Here is a 22,127-nt window from a genome sequence, read left to right as displayed (position 1 = left end):
TTTTGACGGAAGGTAGGCGTGGAACGCCATAGTTCTGGAACAGCTTAGTCCTGGAACAACACGCTGTACTCGCCGTAGCCTTCCTTCTCCAGTTCTTCCTTCGGAATGAAGCGGAGGGCGGCGGAGTTGATGCAGTACCGCAGGCCTTCCGGTCCCGGCCCGTCGGGGAAGACATGCCCCAGATGAGAGTCGGCTTCCCGGCTGCGCACCTCGGTCCGGATCATCATATGGCTGAGATCGGTCTTCTCCTTGACGGAGTAATCGCGGATCGGCCGGGTGAAGCTTGGCCATCCGCAGCCCGAGTCGTATTTGTCCCGGGAGCTGAACAGCGGTTCGCCCGATACAATATCCACATAAATTCCTTCGCCGTGGTGGTCCCAGAATTCATTGCGGAACGGGGATTCGGTCGCGCTGTTCTGCGTGACTTCATACTGGAGCGGCGTCAGCCGGTTCCGGAGGCTCTCCGGATCTTCCTTGTGCCCCCAGTGGGTCTCAATGAAGGCTTCGCGGCCGGAGGCCTTGCGGTAGCGCTTATAGTGGCCGGCATTTTTGCGGTGATAGCCCTGATGGTAGTCCTCGGCCGGATAGAAAGGCGCCGCCTCAAGAATCGGCGTTACGATCGGCTTGTCGAACCGCCCGCTCTTCTCCAGCTCCGCCTTCGATGCCTCGGCTTCCCGCCGCTGCTCGTCGCTGTGGACGAAGATAGCCGTCTGATAAGAAGAACCGCGGTCATGGAACTGCCCGCCGGCGTCGGTCGGATCAATCTGCTGCCAGAACAGCTCGAGCAGCTTCCGGTATGGGAAAATCGCAGGATCAAACGTAATCTGAACCGCTTCTACATGTCCTGTGGTCTCCGAGCAGACCTCTTCATAGGTCGGGTTGGATGTATGCCCGCCGGTATAGCCGGACACCACGTCCAGAATACCCGGCAGCTCCTCGAACGGAGACACCATGCACCAGAAGCAGCCGCCCGCGAATGTCGCTTTCTCGCTCATTGCTAATCCCTCCAAGCTCTGTAGTCAATGAAGTGTATCACATTGTCAGAATTAATTGTAGACCATTAAATTGCGAATTTCCAACTCTCATTGCCGCCGGAGTGACAGAATCACCGCTCCTGCCGCAGCCGCATACAAGGCCAGCACCGCAGCCGCCGTGCCGGGATGCTGGCGGGCAGTTCCGCCGAGCAGGGCGAATGCGGCAATGGCCGGAAGCTTGCCGATGCCGGAGGCGACGAGAAAAGTAACGAACGGGATGCCCGCCGCCCCGGCGCTGACATTGACGGCAATTTGGGGAATAAAAGGCAATAGCCTGGCAGCAACCAGGGAGGCAAAGGGACGCCGGCGCGCCGCGTCCGACCACCGCTGCACCCGCGGCCGCTTCTCCAGCCACGCCTCCGCCCGGCTGCGTAGCAGCCAGCGGGCAAAGGCGTAGAACGCGGTCGACGATACGGTGGTCGCCAGCCAGCAGAGCAGTCCGCCGACGAGACTGCCGTACGCATAGCCGAACAGGGCGATAACCGCTTTATAGGGCATTATCGGAAACAGCGCCAGGGCAATCGCCGCGGCCAGCCCGAGCAGCGGAGGATGCCCCCGCTCCAGCCAGTCCAAAATCGGATGTCTGTACATAAACGCCGCGCCCAGCACCATAACATAAACAAGGACAGCGAGCCATGGTCTCATCGAAGACTCGTTCTTAAGGGTTCTCATTCCCTCATCATACCGGACGCCGCCTGCTTTTTGAAGCGGTTCAGGTGTACAGAAGGGGCTTTCTTATACTATGCTGGTAAGAAAGAGGCGCATCAGCCGGAGGTCGATAAGAATGGTACCGGATCAACCTATACGCATTGCAATCGCAGGCCTGGGCGATATCGCCCGCAAAGTATACCTGCCGCTCCTGTCGCAGCTTCGCCGTGTCGAGATCGCGGGCGTGCTCAGTTCTTCGCCGGCCACCGTGGAGCGGACGGTGCAGCAGTACCGGCTTCCCCGGGGAACCGTATCGCTGGAAGAAATGCTGGATTGGGAGATTGACGCCGTATTTATTCACAGCCCGACGCCTGTCCATTATGATATGGTTATGAAATGTCTGGAACGGGGCAAAGCCGTGTATGTGGACAAGCCGCTGTCCTACCGGCTCGAAGAGTCAGCCGAAATGGCGCAGAGCGCCGAAGAGAAGGGCCTGCTGCTTGCCGTCGGCTTCAACCGCAGATTCGCCCCTCTGTACCTCCAGGCCCGAGAGTGGGTGGAACAGGCGGGCCGTCCCGGCTTCCTGACCGCTTACAAGCACCGCACGGGATTGCAGCCGCTCACGGCCAGAGAGACGGTACATGACGACCTGATCCACATGCTGGATCTGCTGCTGTGGCTGGGCGGCGACGAGGCGGCGCTGGAAGGCGCCCGGCTGCTCCGCGACGGGGAAGGACGGCTGCTCCGGGTTTCGGGTTCGCTGGAATGGCAGGGAGCGCTTGGACAATTCGGGATGGCCCGCGACAGCGGAGCCGATGCCGAGCGGCTGGAGCTGCACGGAGAGGGCCGTTCGGCGATCGTTCAGGATATGGAACAGGCTATTCTTCAGGAGAAGAGCCGTCCGGCCCGCACGCTGGGCTGCGGCAGCTGGGATACCCTTTTGGACCGACGGGGCTTCAGCGGTGCGGTTGCGCATTTTCTGGATCACATCGGGCAGCCCTCGGGCTGCAGCATCGGGGCGGGCCGTGTGCTGACAGCGCATAAGCTGGCGGACCGGCTGTCCCGCGGATAATGAACTTCAGGAGGAATCGGCAGATGGAAGACGAGACCCGCAAAGCTGTAGAAGAGCGGATCATTGAGACGTACCGGCAGGAAGAAGAGATGATGATTCTGGTTTTTGCCCAGTGGTGCGTCAATCGGGGATTGGACCCGAAGGAGCTCTACTTGCGCGCCTATCCCAATCAAGGGGAGAATCCCGCTTTGGACAGGGCTCTGGCGCTGACGGTTCCGGCGGACGAGGCGGGGGATATTTCCAACGATACCGTGCTGGGCGTGCTGTCGCTGTTCGGAAATGACGATCTGGCGTTTGTCGTCAGCGAAGCCATCGCAGCCGGCCCCGGGAAGCAGGCCTGAATCTGGAATCGCCTTTTTTTGCGCAAGCCGTTTTCAGCAGGGCCAAAATATGTTAAAATTATATATACTAACTAAACGTAAGTTTTGGATGGACAAGAGGAGTGAAATGGAATGGCAGAACCGCATATGACGAAGATGTGTCCCCGGTTCGAGACGGCTTTTTCCTTTCTGGGCAAACGTTGGAACGGGCTGATTATTCAGTCGCTGATGGATGGCCCGAAACGGTTCAAGGATATATCCGGTCTGATTCCCTCGATGAGCGACAAGATGCTCTCCGAGCGGATGAAGGACCTGGAGTGCGAGGGCATTCTGGTTCGGCACGTCTATCCCGAGACGCCGGTAAGGATCGAATACGAATTGACGGACAAGGGCCGTGCTCTGAAGCCGGTCATGAGTCAGATTCAGCTTTGGGCGGAAGAGTGGATTAAATAGGGGCGGGGGTGTGCTCGGTTGGAGAATGAAGATTGCGGAGTTGCGTCGTTTCTTCAGCCGGGCAGTTGCGCCCGTGTTCAAATCATGAGATAGTTAAAAGTACAACTAAACGTGGAAGCGCTTACCAAAAATTGGTCCCTGCCGTAACAACGACACTGGGAGGCGATGCCGTATGAATACCCTGTTGACAGCAGCCGATATCCGCTATGCCGAGAAGGACATCTTAGAGCTTCGGACTGCCTCCGTTCGGGTGCAGCGCATATACAGCAAAGCGTTCGCGCTTCTGAGCGGGTATTACCCCGACGGCTGGTGGCAGGCCTCTACCGGTCTTGGGCTCGAAGACATCCGGCGTCTGTACGGAGCGGGGAGTGAAGAACCCGGAACACTGCTTCAGAAGTGGATCAAGAGCAGCCTGGGCTGGAAATGCATCGGCTGCGGGATCGCCGCACCGCCCATCGGCCCTGACGGAGCCGGCGTTCCTGAGAGAGACCCGCTCTCCAGCCCGGTAGAGCTGTGCAGCCTGGCGCTTCAGGCTTCCGTGTGGTCGCAGTTCGAGAAGACGATGCTGCTTCACCCGCTCCTGCGGGACGAATTGTTCTGGAACGGGGAGGAACTGGCCGATATCGCCGCTTATTTGGTTCCGACTTATTGGAGTAGAAGCGGACTCCATGACCGTCCCTATGAGTGCCGTCCGCGGAGTACGCGCGGAATTGGGATTTTTCAGCAATGGCTCCCGGCGCCTACGGTTCGCTATGAATCGGAGGGAGGGAGCGTGCAGGTCAGATGGATGACGGGAGTATACGTGCGCAGACTGGATTTCATCGCTCTTGGCGCCTACCTGAAGCCTTCGGGAGGAGAGCGGATTTATCTGGATCCGGTCTTTGTAGGAAGGTGACCAGAGATGAACCCGATACGGAAGACTGCCGGCCTCTGCCTTTTGGTGCTTCTGCTGCTGGGGGCAGCCGGCTGCTCGTTGAACGATACGAACAAGAACGAAGGGACGGGCTCGGCGGGAAATATCCGCCCGACCCTCTCTTACGAAGTGAACGGAAGCACACTGAAAGAGAGCGGGAGCCTGCGGCCGGGCGACTTGTACCGGGAAGGCATGACGGTTCGCGACCTGCTGTCCGAGAGCGGGGTTGCCCATTTCTCGAATGACGGCCGAAGCATTGCGGGGGTCAGCAAAATCACTCTGGTTCCCGGCCTCTCCTGGCGCCTCAAGCTGAACGGCGACCCGCTGAAAGCGGACGATTGGGACCGCAAGCTGGCGCCGGGCGATCACCTGACGCTGTCTGCCGAACCGGAGAACTCCGGTTCTACCGGGCAGTACGTGCTGCTCTCCGTCAGCGGCGGCAGGGAGCGTCAGGAGCTTAGCCACAGCTACGTGTACCCGTATGCGGAAGAGATGACGGTTCGCAGCCTGCTCCTTCATAGCGGTGCCGTGAACCTGGACGAGAACGGCCGGGGCATCGGTGAAGTCGAGGGCTATATGCCGTCCGGGGAGTGGGCCTGGAAGCTGAAGGTCAACGGCAAGCTGCTGCTGGCAGGAGGCATCGACATGAAGCTGAGGCCGCAGGATGAAGTGGGAGTGGAGATTGCTCTGTTGGAGCGTTAAGCCTGGCTTCGGCGGATATCGACAGCCGCGTTGACTGCTGCAATGCAGAACGGGTAAACCATGCACCAGGCGATAAGGACAAGGCCGATGGCCGGAAGGGGAACCTCGGCGGGATCATGAATGGGATACAGCTCGGCGAAGCCCAGAATCAGGAGGATGAAATAGGGAATCCAGAGCAGCATCAGCAGATATTTAAGCCGGGTGTGGCCGAGCCAGCGCTCGGTTAGCGCATAGACCAGCCGCGTTCCTGCGAGACCAGCCGAAATCACCAGGAACCAGATGAATAGATAAGTATGCTGGAGCTTCCAAATCCGCTGGATACGGTACACATTGACGAACAATTCGGCGGGAATCCAGCACCCGATTCCGTAGAGAAGGGCTAAGCCATTCAGCTTCAGAAATATTTTCATTGCCATCCATTCTCCTTTCCACTGCCAGTATACCTGAGCTTTACGGCTCTGCATGCAAAAGATCCGCACCTTCCCGAGGGAAGATGCGGATCTTTTTTGGACTTTGAGGTTGCGGGCGGAAATGCCGGCATCTCTATCTCTAGAGTACCCTTACCTCTAGAGCGCCTCGACTTCTTTCAGCCACAGCGCAGCCGAAGCGTCGCTTGGCATGCGCCAGTCGCCGCGTGGAGAGAGGCTGACCGTACCGACCTTCGGCCCGTCCGGCAGACAAGAGCGCTTGAACTGCTGGGAGAAGAAGCGGCTGTAGAACACCTTCATCCATTCCAGCAGCTGCTCGCGCGGGAACGTCCCCTCGAAGGCATGCTCGGCCAGATAGAGAATTTTGGCCGGCGGAGCGCCTGTTCTCAGCATGTAGTACAGGTAGAAATCGTGCACATCGTAGGACCCGAGGATGTTCTCGGTCAGCTGAACGATTTCTCCCGTCGCGGACGGCGGCAGAAGTTCGGGACTGATGCCGGTCGCGATAATATCATGCAGATACTTGCGAGCCGTCTCGTCGGCCTCGTAGTCGGCGTACCACTGAACGACGAATTTAATCAGCGTCTTCGGAATGCCGGAGTTCACGCTGTACATCGACATGTGGTCGCCATTGTACGTGCACCAGCCGAGCGCGAGCTCGGAGAGGTCGCCCGTTCCCACTACGATGCCGCCGTTCTTGTTGGCGAGATCCATCAGAATCTGTGTGCGTTCGCGGGCTTGGACATTCTCGTAGGTCAGGTCATGCACATCGGGATCATGGCCGATATCGGCAAAATGCTGGAGGCAGGCTGCCTTGATGTCGACCACCTTCATCGACGCGCCGAGCGCGTGGATCAAGCCGACCGCGTTATCGTAGGTCCGGTTCGTGGTGCCGAAGCCCGGCATGGTAACCGCAAGGACATCGCTTGCCGGGCGGCCCAGCTGTTCCATTGCCCGGACGGCTACGAGCAGGGCAAGCGTGGAATCGAGACCGCCGGAAATGCCGATGACGGCCTGCTTCGTTCCGATATGGCGGATGCGCTTCATGAGGCCCGAGGTCTGAATGGCGAGAATCTCTTGGCAGCGTTCATTCCGCAGTTCCGGATTGCCCGGCACAAAAGGATTCGGCACCACGCGGCGCTCCAGCTTGCGGGGCTCGGCATTCCGGACGGACGGATCGGCGAACCCGATCTCGCGGTAATCTCCGCTGCCGTACCCGCCGCGGAAGGTCCCCATGATGATCCGGGAGAAGTGGATGCGCGAAATATCCAGATCGGCTACGGTCAGACGGCTCTCATGGGTAAAACGGTCCGATTCGGCCAGCATCTGGCCGTTCTCGGCAATCAGGGAATGACCGCCGAAGACGACGTCGGTGGTCGATTCGCCCGTGTTGCTGGCGGCATAGACATAGCCCGCCACGCAGGAAGCGGACTGGCTGGCCACCAGCTGCCGCCGGTAGTCCGCCTTCCCGACCAGCTCATTGCTGGCGGACGGGTTGAAGACCATGACGGCGCCGGCCTGGGCCAACCGGCTGCTCGGCGGAATCGGCACCCAGAGGTCTTCGCAGATTTCCACGCCGAAGACCAGATTGGCCTCATTCTCGCAGACGAACAGCAGATCCGCGCCGATCGGAATCCGGCGGCCGCCGATCAGCAGCTCGGAGGCTTCCAGCTCTTCCGCACCGGCGAACCAGCGTGGCTCGTAGAATTCGCTGTAGCCGGGTATGCAGGTCTTCGGCACGACCCCGAGGATTGAGCCGTTCTGGAGCACGGCAGCGCTGTTGAACAGGCGGCCGCGGATTTCAAGCGGGAGTCCGACAACCACGATCATGGACTTGCCTGCGGTTGCCTCGGCAATCCGCACCAGCGAATCCTTGGCGGAGTCAAGCAGTCTCCGCTGCATGAACAGATCCCCGCAGGAATAGCCGGTGATGCAGAGCTCCGGAAAGACCAGGTATTCGACCTGGCGGGCTTCGGCCTGGTCTATGACTTCCAGAATGTGTGCGGTGTTGAACTCGCAGTCGGCGACCCGCATTTCAGGCGATGCGGCGGCGACTCGGGAGAAATCGTAATTATGCATGGTTCACCAGTCCTCTTCTTCATAGTCCGCAGATTAAGATGGTCGGTCTTTTGACGCTTTATCCAATTTAGCATAAATCAAAGGCTCTTTTCTATTCTTAGTACCCCGTTAAGGAGGGGAAATAACCGGACAAAAAAAGGGCGCCCGATAAGGGCGCCGGATTTTTTGAAACGGTCCGTTTCACTGAGGTGAGTAGGGGGTAATAACCGAAAGAACTAGATGCGGCAAATTTCGTTGGGACAAAGTTCACAGTGGCAGATATCCTGGAGCATCCCAAGGTCTTTGATGACAATCATGCCGTTCTCATACTCGACGGCGTCCTTCTTGCGGAGGTCGCTGAGCATCCGGTTCACACTTTCGCGCGTGGCTCCGATCATGTTGGAGAGATCCGTATGCGTGATCTTTTTGTTGATCAGAATGGAGTCGCCGTTCTTCTCGCCGTAAGTGTTGCCGAGGCGAATAAGCGTGGAGCAGAGCGCTCCCGGTTTGCCGTACATCATCAGATCGCGGAACTTGGTCTGCGTCAACCGGTGATGAATGCCCATCCACTTCATAAAGTCGATGGCAAAATCGCAATGCTGGCAGATCAGAATTTCCAGATCCTTATGCTCAATCACCCCGACTTCGCTTTCTTCAATCACTTCGGCCGTGAAGCTGTGCTTGGTGCTGAAGAAGGGATCGGCCTGGCCTACCATATCGCCGGTCTGGTACATATACAGAATAAGTTCCTTGCCTTCGTCGGTTGACTTGGTCAGCTTGACGCGCCCCCGCTTGATATAGAATAGCTTATCGGAATAATCGCCTTCCCAGAACAGGTGAGAGCCTTCCGGTACAACGCGTTCTTTCATGGTAACCAGCAGCCGATTGAAGTTCTGTTCGGAGAAACAGTTGGTGTTTCCGTGGGCTTCGATAACATTATAATGGTCGTTCATAATCGACATCCCCTTTATTCCCTCAGTTTTTCAGTAAATTTTAAATTAATTATACATGAAATTCCTCATAATGGGTGACAAAAGACACGGAAAAAGTGTCGATTTTTCAACATTGTGATTATTTTCACTAATGCAGGGCGCGGTGACCGGCCATTCTGTCGAGTTGAATCTCCCCCGCCAACGCATGAACAGGATTTTGTCTTCTATATAAGGGTGCAAAATCAAGGTGGCCGAAAGACGATGCAGCCACGGATGAGAGGAATGCCTGGGAACCGGGAGCGTACTATGGAACACCCCGATAAGGTACGCTGGAGAAGGGCCGAGCCGGAAGAGTTATCATACGTTGCCGTTGCAGAGGAAGAAGTAAACGTATCGGAAACTAAAATGTAAGCGCTTTGAAAAGAAAGCAAAAAAATTTTATACTTTGTGAAAGATTTCACTATACAAGACGGAGAAGCTGTGTTATGATCAATGTGTAGAGAGAAACAACCACAAATTTACAGGAGGACGAGAGACATGGCAGTTAAGAATGAAGTGGCCGCCCAAGTAAAGCAGCCTACCGCTGAAGAGTATATTCAGACTTTGGTAGATAAAGCGTTGGTGGCGCAGGAAGCCTACATGAACCTGGATCAAGAGCAAGTCGACAAGATCGTACATGCTATGGCACTGGCCGGGCTCGACAAGCACATGTATCTGGCGAAACTGGCGGTTGAAGAAACGGGACGCGGCGTATACGAAGACAAAATCACAAAGAACATCTTTGCAACGGAATATATCTGGCACGGCATCAAGTACGACAAGACAGTAGGCGTTATTGAAGATAACCCTTACGACAGCTTCCAGAAGATTGCCGAGCCGGTCGGCATTGTAATGGGTATCACACCGGTAACCAACCCTACATCCACCACGATGTTCAAGGCGTTGATTGCAGCTAAGACACGTAATCCTATTATATTCGGTTTCCACCCGTCGGCGCAAGAGTGCAGCGCGGCAGCAGCGAAGATCCTGCATGACGCAGCAGTAGCGGCCGGCGCCCCTGAGAACTGTATCCAATGGATCGAAATGCCGACCATGGATAAGACCAACGCCCTGATGAACAACAAGGACGTTGCGCTGATTCTGGCAACTGGCGGTTCGGCAATGGTCAAGGCCGCTTACAGCTGCGGCAAACCGGCTCTCGGCGTAGGCCCCGGCAACGTTCCGGCCTTCATTGAGAAGAGCGCCGACATCGACCAGGCGGTTACCGACATTATCCTGTCCAAGACATTCGACAACGGCATGATCTGCGCATCCGAGCAGGCTGTTATTATTGAAGAAGCTATTTTCGACCAAGTGAAGAAGAAGATGATTGCGAACGGCTGCTACTTCGTGAACAAGGAAGAAGCTGCCAAGCTGACAAGCGGCGCAATGATCGCCGAGAAATGTGCCGTTAACCCGGCTATCGTCGGTCAATCCGCTGTCAAGATCGCCGAAATGTGCGGCATCCAGGTTCCGGCCGGAACGAAGATTCTCGTAGCCGAACTGGAAGGCGTAGGACCGAAATTCCCGCTGTCCGCCGAGAAGCTGAGCCCGGTACTGGCTTGCTACAAAGTCAAGAATGCCGATCAGGGTATTGAGCGTGCGGCACAGATCGTTGAATTCGGAGGCATGGGCCACAGCTCCGCGATCCACTCCAACAACGAAGAAGTAATCATGAAGTTCTCCCACCGTCTGCAGACCGGACGTATTCTCGTGAACTCGCCATCGACACACGGTGCCATCGGCGACATCTATAACACGAACATCGCTTCGCTGACCCTGGGCTGCGGATCTTACGGACGCAACTCCGTATCGCAGAACGTTACTGCCATCAACCTGATCAACGTGAAAAGGGTGAATCGTCGTACCGTGAATATGCAATGGTTTAAAGTACCGGACAAAATCTACTTTGAAAAAGGCGCCACTCAATATCTCGCCAAAATGCCTGACATTACCCGTGTAGCAATCATCACTGACCCGATGATGGTTAAACTGGGCTATGTAGAAAGAGTAGAACATTATCTCCGTCAGCGGCAGACTCCGGTTGCCATCGAAGTGTTCTCCGAAGTTGAACCGGATCCTTCGACGACAACGGTTGAGAAGGGAACTGCCATGATGAACCGGTTCCAGCCGGACTGCATCATCGCACTGGGCGGAGGTTCGCCGATGGACGCTGCCAAGGGCATGTGGCTGTTCTACGAATACCCGAACGAAGATTTCAACAACCTGAAGCAGAAGTTCATGGATATCCGCAAACGCGTCTACAAGTATCCTAAGCTCGGCGTTAAGGCGAAATTCGTAGCTATTCCGACGACTTCGGGTACAGGTTCGGAAGTAACTTCCTTCGCAGTTATTACCGACAAGACTGGCGGAGGCAACACCAAGTATCCGCTGGCTGACTATGAGCTTACACCAGACGTAGCCATCATTGATCCGGAGTTCGTATACAGCCTGCCGAAGAACGCCGTTGCCGATACCGGTATGGACGTTCTGACACACGCCATCGAAGCTTACGTATCCGTAATGGCCAGCGACTACACGGACGGTCTGGCTATCAAAGCCATCCAGCTCGTATTCGCCAATCTGGAGAAATCGGCTCTGACCGGTGACCGCGTAGCCCGCGAGAAGATGCACAACGCTTCGACCCTGGCCGGTATGGCATTCGCGAACGCATTCCTGGGCATCAACCACAGCTTGGCTCATAAGTGGGGCGGCCAGTACCACACCGCTCACGGCCGTACCAATGCCATCCTGATGCCGCATGTTATCCGCTACAATGCGAAGAAACCGACGAAGTTCGCTTCGTTCCCGAAATACAACCACTTCGTGGCCGACGAACGGTATGCCGAAATCGCCCGTATCCTGGGACTGCCGGCCCGTACAACGGAAGAAGGCGTAACAAGCCTGATCAACGCCATCCGCGAAATGAACAAGAAGCTCGGCATTGAAGAGTCGTTCCAGGCTCTGGGCTTTGATGCAGCAGACTTTGAATCGCGTGTAGATTACCTGGCTGACCGCGCATTTGAAGACCAATGCACGACTGCAAATCCGAAGCTGCCGCTTGTTAGCGAACTGGCTGACGTATACCGCAATGCCTTCTACGGAAGATTCGAGAACTAAACTGACACACTGATTGGCGCCTTCGGGCGCCAATTCCATTGGGACCCAAAAAGGCGTGATAAATATCACTAAAAATCGCATAATAGTGATATTTATCACAGTCTTCACTGGGAAAGTAAACTAAAATGTTTATATAAGGTCCCGATTGGAAAAGTTATTGTGAAATTTGTTACAACGTGGGATCGCGAGACACGGGATTTTCCTTCAAGCCCGCGTACTCTACAAATCATATAAATATATGGAGGGATTTAGCATGTCGGTGATTGAAAAAGAAGTACAGGATGTCAAACCGGGCTGGCGCGGTTTTGTCAAAGGAAAATGGTCCAAGAAAGTTAACGTTAACGATTTCATCGCAGCGAACATCAAGCCGTACCATGGCGACGAAGCTTTCCTCGCAGGCGCGACTGAGAATACAAAGGAACTGTGGAAGATTATTTCCCAGCTGAGCAAGGAAGAAAGAGAAAGAGGCGGCGTATGGGATGTGGACCTCAACACGGTATCCACGATTACTTCCCACAAGCCGGGCTACATCGACAAGGACAAGGAACAGATCGTAGGCGTTCAGACGGACGCTCCGTTCAGACGTTCCATCCAGCCGTTCGGCGGCATCAAGATGATGATCGACGCTACCAAGGCCTATGGCTTTGAACTTCCGAGCAGCATTGTCGACATGTTCACGAATATCCGCAAAACGCATAACCAAGGCGTATTTGATGCATATACAAGCGAGATGAGAGCCGTCCGCAAAGCCGGCATCATTACCGGTCTTCCGGATGCTTACGGCCGCGGCCGCATTATCGGCGACTATCGCCGCGTGGCTCTGTACGGAATTGATTTCCTTATTAAAGACAAGAAGCAGGAACTGCTTAACCTTGAAGTGGATTCCATGACGGAGAGCGTTATTCGTCTCCGCGAAGAACTGTCCGAGCAGATTCGCGCTCTGGGCGAACTGAAAGAAATGGCGGCTATGCACGGCTTCGATATCTCCAAGCCGGCTACTAACGCCAAGGAAGCCTTCCAATGGGTATACTTCGGCTATCTGGCAGCCATCAAGGAACAGAACGGCGCCGCTATGTCTCTGGGCCGCGTATCTTCCTTCCTGGACATTTATGTACAACGTGATGTAGAAGAAGGCACACTGACAGAAGAACAGGCTCAGGAACTGGTTGACCATTTCGTAATGAAGCTTCGGATCGTCAAGTTCCTTCGTACTCCTGATTACAACGATCTGTTCAGCGGCGACCCGACTTGGGTTACGGAATCGATCGGCGGGATGTCGGTTGACGGTACAACTCGCGTAACGAAGAACAGCTTCCGCTTCCTGCACACGCTGTACAACCTGGGCCCGGCTCCGGAACCGAACCTGACAGTCCTCTGGTCCGAACAGCTGCCTGAAGCGTTCAAGAAATATTGCGCCAAGGTATCCATCGAAACAAGCGCTATTCAGTATGAGAACGATGATCTGATGCGTCCGATCTACGGCGACGACTATGGTATCGCCTGCTGTGTATCCGCAATGCGGATCGGCAAGCAGATGCAGTTCTTCGGCGCACGCGCCAACCTGGCCAAAGCGCTGCTGTACGCAATCAACGGCGGTGTGGATGAGAAGTCCGGCGCTCAGGTAGGTCCTGAATATCCGCGCATCACTTCCGACGTGCTGGATTACGAAGAAGTCATGAAACGCTTCAAGCCGATGATGGAATGGCTGGCTAAGACTTACGTCAATACACTCAACGTGATCCACTACATGCATGACAAGTATTCCTACGAACGCATCGAGATGGCGCTGCATGACCGCGATATCCTTCGTACAATGGCTTGCGGTATCGCCGGTCTGTCGGTTGCTACCGACTCCCTGAGCGCAATCAAGTACGCGAAGGTGAGACCGATCCGCAACGAAGAAGGCATTGCCATCGACTTCGAAACCGAAGGCGAGTTCCCTTGCTACGGCAACAATGACGATGCCGTTGACAGCATCGCCGTTGAACTGGTTGAGTCCTTCATGGGCATGATCCGCAAGCACCAGACTTACCGTGATTCCCTGCCGACTCAATCGGTGCTGACAATCACTTCCAACGTCGTATATGGCAAGAAGACCGGTACGACTCCTGACGGACGCAAGAAGGGCGAACCATTCGCACCGGGCGCGAACCCGATGCACGGCCGCGACAAGAAGGGTGCTCTTGCCTCGCTGAGCTCCGTTGCCAAGCTGCCGTATGAAGACAGCCTGGACGGCATCTCCAACACCTTCTCGATCGTTCCGAAGGCGCTGGGCAAGGATGACGAATCCTGCAAGGCCAACCTGGTAGCGATGATGGACGGATACTTCCACAGCAAAGGACATCACCTGAACGTCAACGTGTTCAACCGCGAACAGCTGATGGACGCCATGGACCATCCGGAGAACTACCCGCAGCTGACTGTCCGTGTATCGGGTTATGCAGTTAACTTCATCAAGCTGACCCGCGAACAACAGCTGGATGTTATCAACCGTACTTTCCACGGCCAGATGTAAGAAGACGTTCGGCCATTCATAGAATGAACCAAGAGGATACCGCCCTTGCAGGCAAGGGCGGTAAAGTCTTGTTGTGATTTGGTTAAAATTTTAGATATCAGCAGCGAATTGTCCAGAAAGGATGACCTCCGATGATTAAAGGCCGTATTCATTCGCTTGAAACCTTTGGTACCGTTGACGGACCCGGAATCCGTTTTGTCCTGTTCATGCAGGGTTGTCTCCTGAAATGCCAATACTGCCACAACCCGGATACCTGGGGTCTGGATGAAGGAAGAGAAGTAACCCTCGATGAGATGGTCAAGGAAATTGAACCATATATTCACTATTACAAATCTTCCGGCGGCGGTCTGACCGTATCCGGGGGCGAACCGACGCTGCAGGCGAAGTTCGTCGAGCAGCTCTTCCGCGAAGTCAAGAAGCGCTGGAACCTGCATACCACCCTGGACAGCAACGGGTACAATGAAGGGGACAAGATTACGGACCTGCTGGATGTTACGGACCTTGTGCTGCTGGATCTGAAGCATATCAATGATGAAGCCCATATCAAGCTGACCGGGAAGTCGAATGAGCGGACGCTGCGTCTGGCCCGGTGGTTGTCCGACCACGGCCGCAAAATGTGGATTCGCCACGTCTATGTTCCCGGCATTCATAACAAAGAGGAAGATCTCCTTAACCTTGGCCGGTTCATCGGTACCCTGAACGGGGTAGAGAAGTTTGAAATTCTGCCCTACCATCAAATGGGCATCTATAAGTGGGAAATGCTTGGCCGCACCTATGAACTGGAAGGCGTGCCGTCTCCTTCCGAAGAGGAAGTCCAGCGGGCATACCGGCTGATTGAAGAGGGCCGCAGACAGACGGCCTTGGTCTAAGCGGGCGGCAGCCGGAGTCATGCTGCTCTCCGAACCGCAGATTTGCTGCTTCACCGACAATGCTATAGGATGGTAACCATCTGCCAGGATGGGAGCCATCCTTTTTTGCGTAGGGACAATTTTCCGGGAGACTGAAACTTTTTCCTGTTTCCAGCGTCTAATACTATGATTTTGCATGGTCTGGAAATCTGATGTCAAAAAAGGCCTGCCGCCCTGTAACGGGGCGGCAGCGTTTTTGAGGGAACGATAAAGGCCAGAACGAACAACGCGCCAATAAGCGCCGGCCTCATCGTTCCTATATATTTTAGGAGCAGAAGGAGTCATACCATGAAACTGAAGAATCTTGCCCTCATTGCCGCACTAGTTGTCTCACAAACCGCAGTGTCGCTTACGGCGGTCGCAGCGGCCGAACCCGGAGCCTCGTCCACATCGGACCGTCTCCAGACCGCTGCTGTCACGGGAACGGAAGCCAGTCCATCTCCGCAAGCCTCGGTCTCTCCGTCTCCAACGCCAACTGCAACAGAAGGCCCGGCTGCCACTTTGTCCGCCGAGCCGTCCGCCACGGCCTCGCCATCCGCGTCGGCGCCGGTCAATGCTACTGCCACTCCGTCCGCCTCTCCCGGGGCTTCGCCATCTCCCGCTGCAGCGCCTTATGCGGTGACGCCGGCGGCTTCGGCAGCGAGCGGCCAGCTTGTGCTGATGATGAACAGCAACAAAATGTACCTGAACGGCTCTCTGTATCTGGCCGGCCAGCCGATGGCCGTGAAGAACGGCGTCTCGTACATAGCGATTCGCGCCCTGGTCGAGCGCTTGAATCTGCAATTCACCTATGATTACAAGACCAAGGAAACGATTATCAAGAAGGACGGCAACGAGCTGCGGTTCAAGACCAACAGCAAAATGTACACGGTGAACGGCAAGCCGACCGCGATGAAGGGCCCGGCTTACCAATACAAGAATACTTTCATGGTGCCGCTGACTTCGATTACCCAGGCGCTGGGCATTCCTTACACGGTAGACAATGTGCAGAAGTGCGTTATTCTGACGCTCTCCAGCAAGCCGAAGGCCTCATTCACAGTGCAGCCGGGTGAAATCTTCGCCGGCGAAACGACGGTGACTTACACAACGTCCTCTTCGGCCTCGAACGGCGCCGTTATTGCAAATGAACGCTGGGAAGGAAGACAGGATGTCTTCGCTCAGCCCGGCGCTTACACGGTCAGCTATTGGGTGCAGGATTCCAATGGAGAGTGGAGCGATCCGTACACGTTAACGATTCAGGTTCAGACTCCGAACCGGCCGCCTGTAGCTATGTTCACGACAGACAAGGACGAATACAAAATCGGGGAGCCGATTACCATTACCAATACCAGCTCCGATCCGGACGGCGATACGCTGACCGAGAGCTGGTCTAACCGGGCGCTCGCTTTCTTCAACCCGGGCCAGGTGCCGATTCAGCTGACGGTTACCGACAGCCACGGGCTCAGCAGCACTTATGAGAAGATTATCAATATTACGAGCGAAGTTATGTATAATCAGGAAGATTTCAATAAGCTGTTCGTTCCGCTGGGCGATCTCTATGTCATTAACGGCGCAGCTGTTCCGAACTGGCCGAAGGTCACTTATACGTCTTCGTCGGAGCCGGTAACCCTGATCCGGAGCAACAGTCCCGAGACGGTATACTCGGAAGGCATCGTGTACCGGGAGACGGCTATGGGCAACACCCGGATCATGGTTCACCACAAGAATTCGATGAGTACGAATATGAAGATGTACGTGATTGCCACCAACAATAATCTGTATACCGCTTCGCTGAATACCCAGGCGCTCGGCTTCGGCGGTCCGATTGATATTCCGACGGCTACCGGCAAGAAGTCAATCGAGACGTATTTCCAGAGCAAGCAGACCGGCAGCGCGGCGAACAATATCGTCCTGCAGCCAGGCGAGAGCAAGGCCGTTCTGACGACCATCAACAACGTGACCATGAAGCCGGGTCAGGTCATCTCGATGCTGGCCGACGTATTCAGCGATTATCCGCTGCAGTATTCGGTTATTATGGTAGATTCGAACAAGGACCCGCTGGCCGTTCTGCCGACGCTTCCGCTGCTTGACCGGGACGGTGTGCATAACCGCGGCACGTACCCGGACGCGAACCGGAATCTCGTAGTCAACGATCTGCTGGGCCTCAGTCCTTCCCGTCTGGTGCTGGGCTACAACGCCGATGACCCGAACCTGACCGGCACCGACGCTCTTTCGGGCACCGATGCCTCCAACTCGGGGAACTTCGGGGTCATATACAAAATTACGCTGAACCGCGTTGCTCCGAACACGCTCATTACCCTGAATCCGCGCGGCGGCAAGTACCAGGGACCGCTTCTGGTCAATGGAACTCTTGTGCAAGCGCCGAATGCCGGCGCTGTAGACGCCCCGAACCAGAACAGCGTGCTCTGGCGCACGGGAGATGTGGAGCAGTCGGTTGAAATTCAGTTCACGGCGGCTTCCGGCAGCAACCTGCCGGTCAACATCCTGTTCCAGCCGCTTCCGCCGAAGAAGTAGAGGAACCCGAAATAATCCCATAATAGAACCGGGGGCTGCGGCCTCCGGTTTTTTTCGAGTTCCGGCGCTGCGGAGAGAGCGGCGGCAAGGGAGAGGGCGGACCGGCAATTGACGGTCCCCGTCTTTTGCGTCATTATTAGGGAGATGGCATTCATGAAGCATTTAATCAGGGGAGATGAGCCTATGCTGTCGACCGATCAGATTCTGCACATTATGTCGAAGCAGGGACTTCGGATCACCGACCAGCGCCGGACGCTGGCCAAGCTGTTCGGAGAGAGCTCCGGCTATTTATCGGCCAAGGACGTGTATGAACATATGGGCCGCAAGTACAGCGGTCTCAGTTTCGATACGGTATACCGCAACCTGAGAGTAATGGAAGAGCTCGGGGTGCTGGAACAGATTGTTTTTGAGGACGGCGTGAAGTTCAAGGGGAGCTGCAATCCGGAGCATCACCACCATCATATGATCTGCCTGCAGTGCGAGAAGACGTATCCGATCCAATTCTGTCCGATGAACCTGACGGATACGCCGGATCAATTTCGCGTTGTGAAGCACAAATTCGAAGTGTTCGGCTACTGCCGGGAGTGTGAAGAAGCGCGGGAAGAAGAGGCGGCCCCGGCGTCGAACCGGGAAGGGGACCGGCCGAGATGAAGCTTGGAACCCGGGCGCTGCAGGCGCCCATCGTCTTTTACCGCCGTGTGATTTCCCCGCTGAAGCCGGCTACGTGCCGGTTCTACCCGACCTGCTCGGCTTATGCGATGGAGGCAATTGGGGTCCATGGCCCGCTGAAAGGAGCCTGGCTGGCAGCCCGGCGAATCGCCCGCTGCCATCCGTTCCATCCCGGCGGCCTGGACCCGGTGCCTCCGGTCAAGCCGAAGCGCCGGCAGGAAGGCAGCCCGGGCGGACAGGGGCAGGCTTGACTTCGACCCGCCGGATTCGCTATGATTAATACGAAGCGCCATGCGCAGAATATTGGAATTGCAGTATATAATCCGAGGAACGGATGAGTACGCCGCAGCACCAGCAGCAGAGAGCCGGGTCAGGTGCAAGCCGGTCTGGGCGCTGGCGGCCGAAGATGGTCCGGGAGGAACCGCCGGTGAGCGGCGAGGACCCTGCATGATAAGCGGGTGACTCGGCAAGCCGGAGGCGTCGACCCGCGTTAAGGGAACGGTCCCGGAGAGGGACCGGCTGAGCCGGCCTTTGCAAAGAGGACGGGAAGTTGGGTGGTATCGCGTGAGCAGAAGCTCTCGCCCCATATCGGGGCGGAGCTTTTTTTGTTTTTCTTTTAACCAGGAAAGGGATGGAGACATGAGCGAGAAGAAGACGTTTTACCTGACAACCCCCATTTATTATCCGAGCGACAAGCTGCACATCGGGCACGCCTATTCGACGGTGGCCGGCGATGCGATGGCCCGTTACAAGCGGCTGCGCGGCTATGAGGTCCGGTATCTGACGGGAACGGATGAACACGGCCAGAAGATTGAGCAGAAGGCGGAGCAGGCGGGCAAGACCCCGCAGCAGTTCGTGGATGATATTGTGGCCGGCATTCAGGAACTGTGGAAGAAGCTGGAGATCTCCAATGACGACTTCATCCGGACCACGGAGGAGCGCCACAAGAAAGTGGTGGCCGATATTTTCGACCGGCTGCTTCAGCAGGGGGATATCTACAAGGGCGAGTACGAAGGCTGGTACTGCATCCCCGATGAGACGTTCTATACGGAGACGCAGCTCGTCGATATCGAGCGGGATGCTTCCGGCAAAATCATTGCGGCCAAGAGCCCGGACAGCGGCCATCCCGTCGAACTGGTGCGGGAAGAAAGCTATTTCTTCCGGATGAGCAAGTATGCGGACCGGCTGCTGAAGTTCTATGAGGAGAACCCGGAATTCATTCTGCCGGAATCGCGCAAGAACGAGATGATCAACAACTTTATCAAGCCGGGGCTGGAGGATCTCGCCGTATCGCGGACGACCTTCGACTGGGGGGTGAAGGTCAAGGGTGATCCGAAGCACGTGGTCTACGTCTGGATCGACGCGCTGACCAATTACATTACGGCGCTTGGCTACGGCAGCGAGAACACCAGCCTGTACGACAAGTTCTGGCCGGCCGATGTGCATATTGTCGGCAAAGAGATTGTCCGGTTCCATACGATCTATTGGCCGATTATTCTGATGGCGCTCGGCGAGCCTCTGCCGAAGAAGGTGTTCGCCCACGGGTGGCTGCTGATGAAGGACGGCAAGATGTCCAAGTCGAAGGGCAACGTGGTGGACCCGGTAACGCTGATCGACCGCTACGGTCTGGATGCGCTGCGTTACTATCTGCTGCGGGAGGTTCCTTTCGGTTCCGACGGCACCTTCACGCCGGAGAGCTTCGTGGACCGGATCAACTATGATCTGGCGAATGACCTCGGCAATCTGCTGAACCGGACGGTAGCGATGATTGAGAAATATTTTGACGGTGTGCTTCCCGCTTATGAGGGTCAGGTCACGGCGTTTGACGGCAGTCTGGAGGAAGCGGTCGCCGACACTTATGCCAAGGTGGAAGAAGCCATGGAAAAGATGGAGTTCTCCGTCGCCTTGACCGCCATCGGCGCTCTGGTAAGCCGCACGAACAAATACATCGACGAGACCCAGCCTTGGGTGCTCGCCAAGGATGAGAGCCAAAGAGGCGAGTTGGCCTCGGTAATGCGGCATCTGGCCGAAGGGCTGCGCACGGCCTCGATTCTGCTCCAGCCGTTCCTGACGCAGGCGCCGGCCAAGATCTGGGCGCAGCTCGGCATCGAAGCCGGAGAGCTGACCGCCTGGGACAGCGGCAGAACGTTCGGCCTGATTCCGGCCGGCACCCGGCTCGTCAAGGGCGATCCGATCTTCCCGCGGCTGGATGTGGAGCAGGAAGTCGCCTACATCGCGGGGGCGATGGGCGGCGGCAAGAAGGCGGAGGAAGCGGCGGATGCGCCGAAGGCCGAAGCGGCTGTGTCGGAGCCGGCCGAAGAGCACAAGGACGAGATCGGCATCGACGATTTTGCCAAGACGGAACTTCGCGTGGCCCAGGTTATTGCGGCTGAGCCGGTCAAGAAGGCCGACAAATTGCTGAAGCTGCAGCTTGACCTCGGATACGAACAGCGCCAGGTGGTATCGGGCATCGCCAAGTTCTACACGCCGGAAGAGCTGGTGGGCCGCAAGGTCATTTGCATCGTGAATCTGAAGCCGGTGAAGCTGCGCGGCGAACTGTCGCAGGGTATGATTCTCGCCGCTTCGAAGGGCGATCAGCTCAGTCTGGTCAGCGTGCCGGACAGCATGCCGAACGGCGCCATTGTTAAATAGCAGACGGTCAGGCGCCAGCGGCTGACTGCCGCAGAATAAGAGACGGCCAATCCGGGCAGGATTGGCCGTCTGGCGCATCTTGCGGTTGACTTATCGTAATTATTACTATTATAATTCAAATAGTAAATTTTACGATTACGGGAGAAGAATAATGAAACAACTATTTAAGGGTAAAGGGTGGAAGTACGGCGCGCTGCCGGTTCTGCTGCTGCTGGCGTTGGTTCTGCCAGGCTGCGGAGCGGGCAGTCAGAGCGCTATTGTGGAAGGCAAGGTCAATGTTGTCACGACGTTCTATCCGATCTATGAATTCGCCAAGGAGATCGGCGGAGACGATGCCCATATTATCAATCTGCTGCCGACGGGCGTAGAACCGCATGACTGGACACCGCGCAGCCAGGACATCGCCAATACGTCCAAGGCGCAGCTCTTCCTGTACAACGGGGCGGGCCTGGAAGGCTGGGTGCCGAACTTTCTTAAAGGGCTGAGCGGAGACAGCGGGGTGCAGGCGGTTGAGGTCAGCCGGGGCATCGAGCTGATTACGTCCGGCGAAGACGACGGGCATGACCACGAGAACGGGGAAGCGGAAGATGCGCATACCGGTACGGACACGCTTCATACCGACCCCCACACCTGGGTAAGTCCAAAATCCGCATTGATTATGGCGGCCAACATCAAAGACAGTCTGATTAAGGCCGATCCGGCTCACCGCGGCGGCTATGAGCAGCGGTACCAGGTTCTGGAGAGCAAGCTGAAGGCGCTGGATGCCGAGTTCGCGAGCACGCTGTCCGGGCTGCCGAAGAAGGAGATTGTCGTCTCCCATCAGGCGTTCGGCTATCTGTGCCGGGATTACGGTCTGACCCAGCATGCGATCATGGGGCTGTCGCCGGATGCCGAGCCGCGGGCTCAGGATCTGGTCAAGCTGGCGAAGAAGGTCAAGGCAGAGAAGATCCGGTACATCTTCTTCGAGGAGCTGGTATCGGACCGGCTGGCCAAGACGCTGGCGGGCGAAGCCGGGGTGAAGACGCTGGTTCTGAATCCGGTGGAGGGCCTGACAGACAAGCAGAAGAAGAACGGGGATACGTACTTCACGCTGATGTCGTCCAATTTGCAAAATCTGGTGCTCGCCTTACAATAAGAGAAAAGCGCCAGT

Annotated in this window: 18 protein-coding genes; 13 read left to right on the top strand and 5 right to left on the bottom strand. The window is 56.3% G+C overall.

All coding sequences use genetic code 11. From position 1 onward, the window contains the following. Positions 1-44: 44 nt before the first annotated feature. Both msrB and RBI05_RS04070 read right to left on the bottom strand, forming a co-directional pair. Complete coding sequence (gene msrB, locus RBI05_RS04075; protein WP_150456813.1) at positions 45-995, bottom strand: peptide-methionine (R)-S-oxide reductase MsrB; 951 nt, start codon at positions 993-995, stop codon at positions 45-47. Positions 996-1,082: 87 nt separating this feature from the next. Next, complete coding sequence (locus tag RBI05_RS04070) at positions 1,083-1,679, bottom strand: TVP38/TMEM64 family protein (protein WP_191089457.1); 597 nt, start codon at positions 1,677-1,679, stop codon at positions 1,083-1,085. 139 nt (positions 1,680-1,818) lie between these two features. Here RBI05_RS04070 and RBI05_RS04065 point away from each other — a divergent pair, with 139 nt between their 5' ends. The 5 genes from RBI05_RS04065 to RBI05_RS04045 all read left to right on the top strand — a co-directional run bounded on the left by RBI05_RS04065 (position 1,819) and on the right by RBI05_RS04045 (position 5,142). Further along, positions 1,819-2,754, top strand: coding sequence for a Gfo/Idh/MocA family protein (locus tag RBI05_RS04065; protein WP_310550203.1), 936 nt, complete (start codon positions 1,819-1,821; stop codon positions 2,752-2,754). A 23-nt stretch (positions 2,755-2,777) separates the two neighbouring features. Beyond that, entirely contained in the window at positions 2,778-3,095 is a 318-nt protein-coding gene (locus RBI05_RS04060; protein ID WP_150456810.1) for a hypothetical protein, read from the top strand. Positions 3,096-3,206: 111 nt separating this feature from the next. Next, complete coding sequence (locus tag RBI05_RS04055; RefSeq protein WP_150456809.1) at positions 3,207-3,527, top strand: winged helix-turn-helix transcriptional regulator; 321 nt, start codon at positions 3,207-3,209, stop codon at positions 3,525-3,527. A 172-nt stretch (positions 3,528-3,699) separates the two neighbouring features. Further along, positions 3,700-4,422, top strand: a complete 723-nt coding sequence (locus RBI05_RS04050; protein WP_150456808.1) for a hypothetical protein — start codon at positions 3,700-3,702, stop codon at positions 4,420-4,422. 6 nt (positions 4,423-4,428) lie between these two features. Next, entirely contained in the window at positions 4,429-5,142 is a 714-nt protein-coding gene (locus tag RBI05_RS04045) for a hypothetical protein (protein WP_310550202.1), read from the top strand. Here RBI05_RS04045 and RBI05_RS04040 read toward each other — a convergent pair. The 3 genes from RBI05_RS04040 to RBI05_RS04030 all read right to left on the bottom strand — a co-directional run bounded on the left by RBI05_RS04040 (position 5,139) and on the right by RBI05_RS04030 (position 8,581). After that, positions 5,139-5,552: a hypothetical protein gene (locus RBI05_RS04040; protein ID WP_310550201.1), complete on the bottom strand. Its 414-nt coding sequence runs from the start codon at positions 5,550-5,552 to the stop codon at positions 5,139-5,141. The genes RBI05_RS04045 and RBI05_RS04040 overlap by 4 nt on opposite strands. Positions 5,553-5,708: 156 nt before the next feature. Further along, the gene (locus RBI05_RS04035; protein ID WP_310550200.1) at positions 5,709-7,649 is read right to left on the bottom strand and encodes an NAD(+) synthase; all 1,941 of its coding nucleotides are present in this window, start codon (positions 7,647-7,649) and stop codon (positions 5,709-5,711) included. A gap of 215 nt (positions 7,650-7,864) precedes the next feature. Continuing rightward, complete coding sequence (locus RBI05_RS04030; RefSeq protein WP_150456804.1) at positions 7,865-8,581, bottom strand: Crp/Fnr family transcriptional regulator; 717 nt, start codon at positions 8,579-8,581, stop codon at positions 7,865-7,867. 516 nt (positions 8,582-9,097) lie between these two features. Between RBI05_RS04030 and adhE the strand changes: the two genes are divergently transcribed. The 8 genes from adhE to RBI05_RS03990 all read left to right on the top strand — a co-directional run bounded on the left by adhE (position 9,098) and on the right by RBI05_RS03990 (position 22,112). Next, the gene (gene adhE, locus RBI05_RS04025; RefSeq protein ID WP_150456803.1) at positions 9,098-11,719 is read left to right on the top strand and encodes a bifunctional acetaldehyde-CoA/alcohol dehydrogenase; all 2,622 of its coding nucleotides are present in this window, start codon (positions 9,098-9,100) and stop codon (positions 11,717-11,719) included. A gap of 253 nt (positions 11,720-11,972) precedes the next feature. Next, positions 11,973-14,234 carry a formate C-acetyltransferase gene (gene pflB / locus RBI05_RS04020; protein WP_150456802.1) on the top strand — a complete coding sequence of 754 codons (2,262 nt, stop codon included), beginning with the start codon at positions 11,973-11,975 and terminating at the stop codon, positions 14,232-14,234. Positions 14,235-14,365: 131 nt separating this feature from the next. Further along, a complete protein-coding gene (gene pflA, locus RBI05_RS04015) occupies positions 14,366-15,103 on the top strand; it encodes a pyruvate formate-lyase-activating protein (protein ID WP_310550199.1) in 738 nt (245 codons plus the stop codon). Between the two features lie 327 nt (positions 15,104-15,430). After that, positions 15,431-17,656 (top strand): copper amine oxidase N-terminal domain-containing protein, encoded by a 2,226-nt coding sequence (locus RBI05_RS04010; RefSeq protein ID WP_310550198.1) that lies wholly within the window; start codon positions 15,431-15,433, stop codon positions 17,654-17,656. 183 nt (positions 17,657-17,839) lie between these two features. Next, complete coding sequence (locus RBI05_RS04005) at positions 17,840-18,307, top strand: Fur family transcriptional regulator (protein ID WP_150457039.1); 468 nt, start codon at positions 17,840-17,842, stop codon at positions 18,305-18,307. Next, entirely contained in the window at positions 18,304-18,576 is a 273-nt protein-coding gene (gene yidD, locus RBI05_RS04000; RefSeq protein ID WP_310550197.1) for a membrane protein insertion efficiency factor YidD, read from the top strand. The genes RBI05_RS04005 and yidD overlap by 4 nt, the downstream gene beginning before the upstream one ends. Before the next feature lie 334 nt (positions 18,577-18,910). Further along, complete coding sequence (gene metG / locus RBI05_RS03995; protein WP_310550300.1) at positions 18,911-20,977, top strand: methionine--tRNA ligase; 2,067 nt, start codon at positions 18,911-18,913, stop codon at positions 20,975-20,977. 151 nt (positions 20,978-21,128) lie between these two features. After that, the gene (locus RBI05_RS03990; protein ID WP_310550196.1) at positions 21,129-22,112 is read left to right on the top strand and encodes a metal ABC transporter substrate-binding protein; all 984 of its coding nucleotides are present in this window, start codon (positions 21,129-21,131) and stop codon (positions 22,110-22,112) included. Positions 22,113-22,127: the final 15 nt, after the last annotated feature.

The sequence above is a fragment of the Paenibacillus glufosinatiresistens genome, from assembly GCF_031470375.1.
Classification (GTDB): Bacteria; Bacillota; Bacilli; order Paenibacillales; family Paenibacillaceae; genus Paenibacillus_AQ; species Paenibacillus_AQ glufosinatiresistens.
Note: the sequence above shows the minus strand (reverse complement) of the source record. Positions and strands in the feature narration are given on the sequence as shown.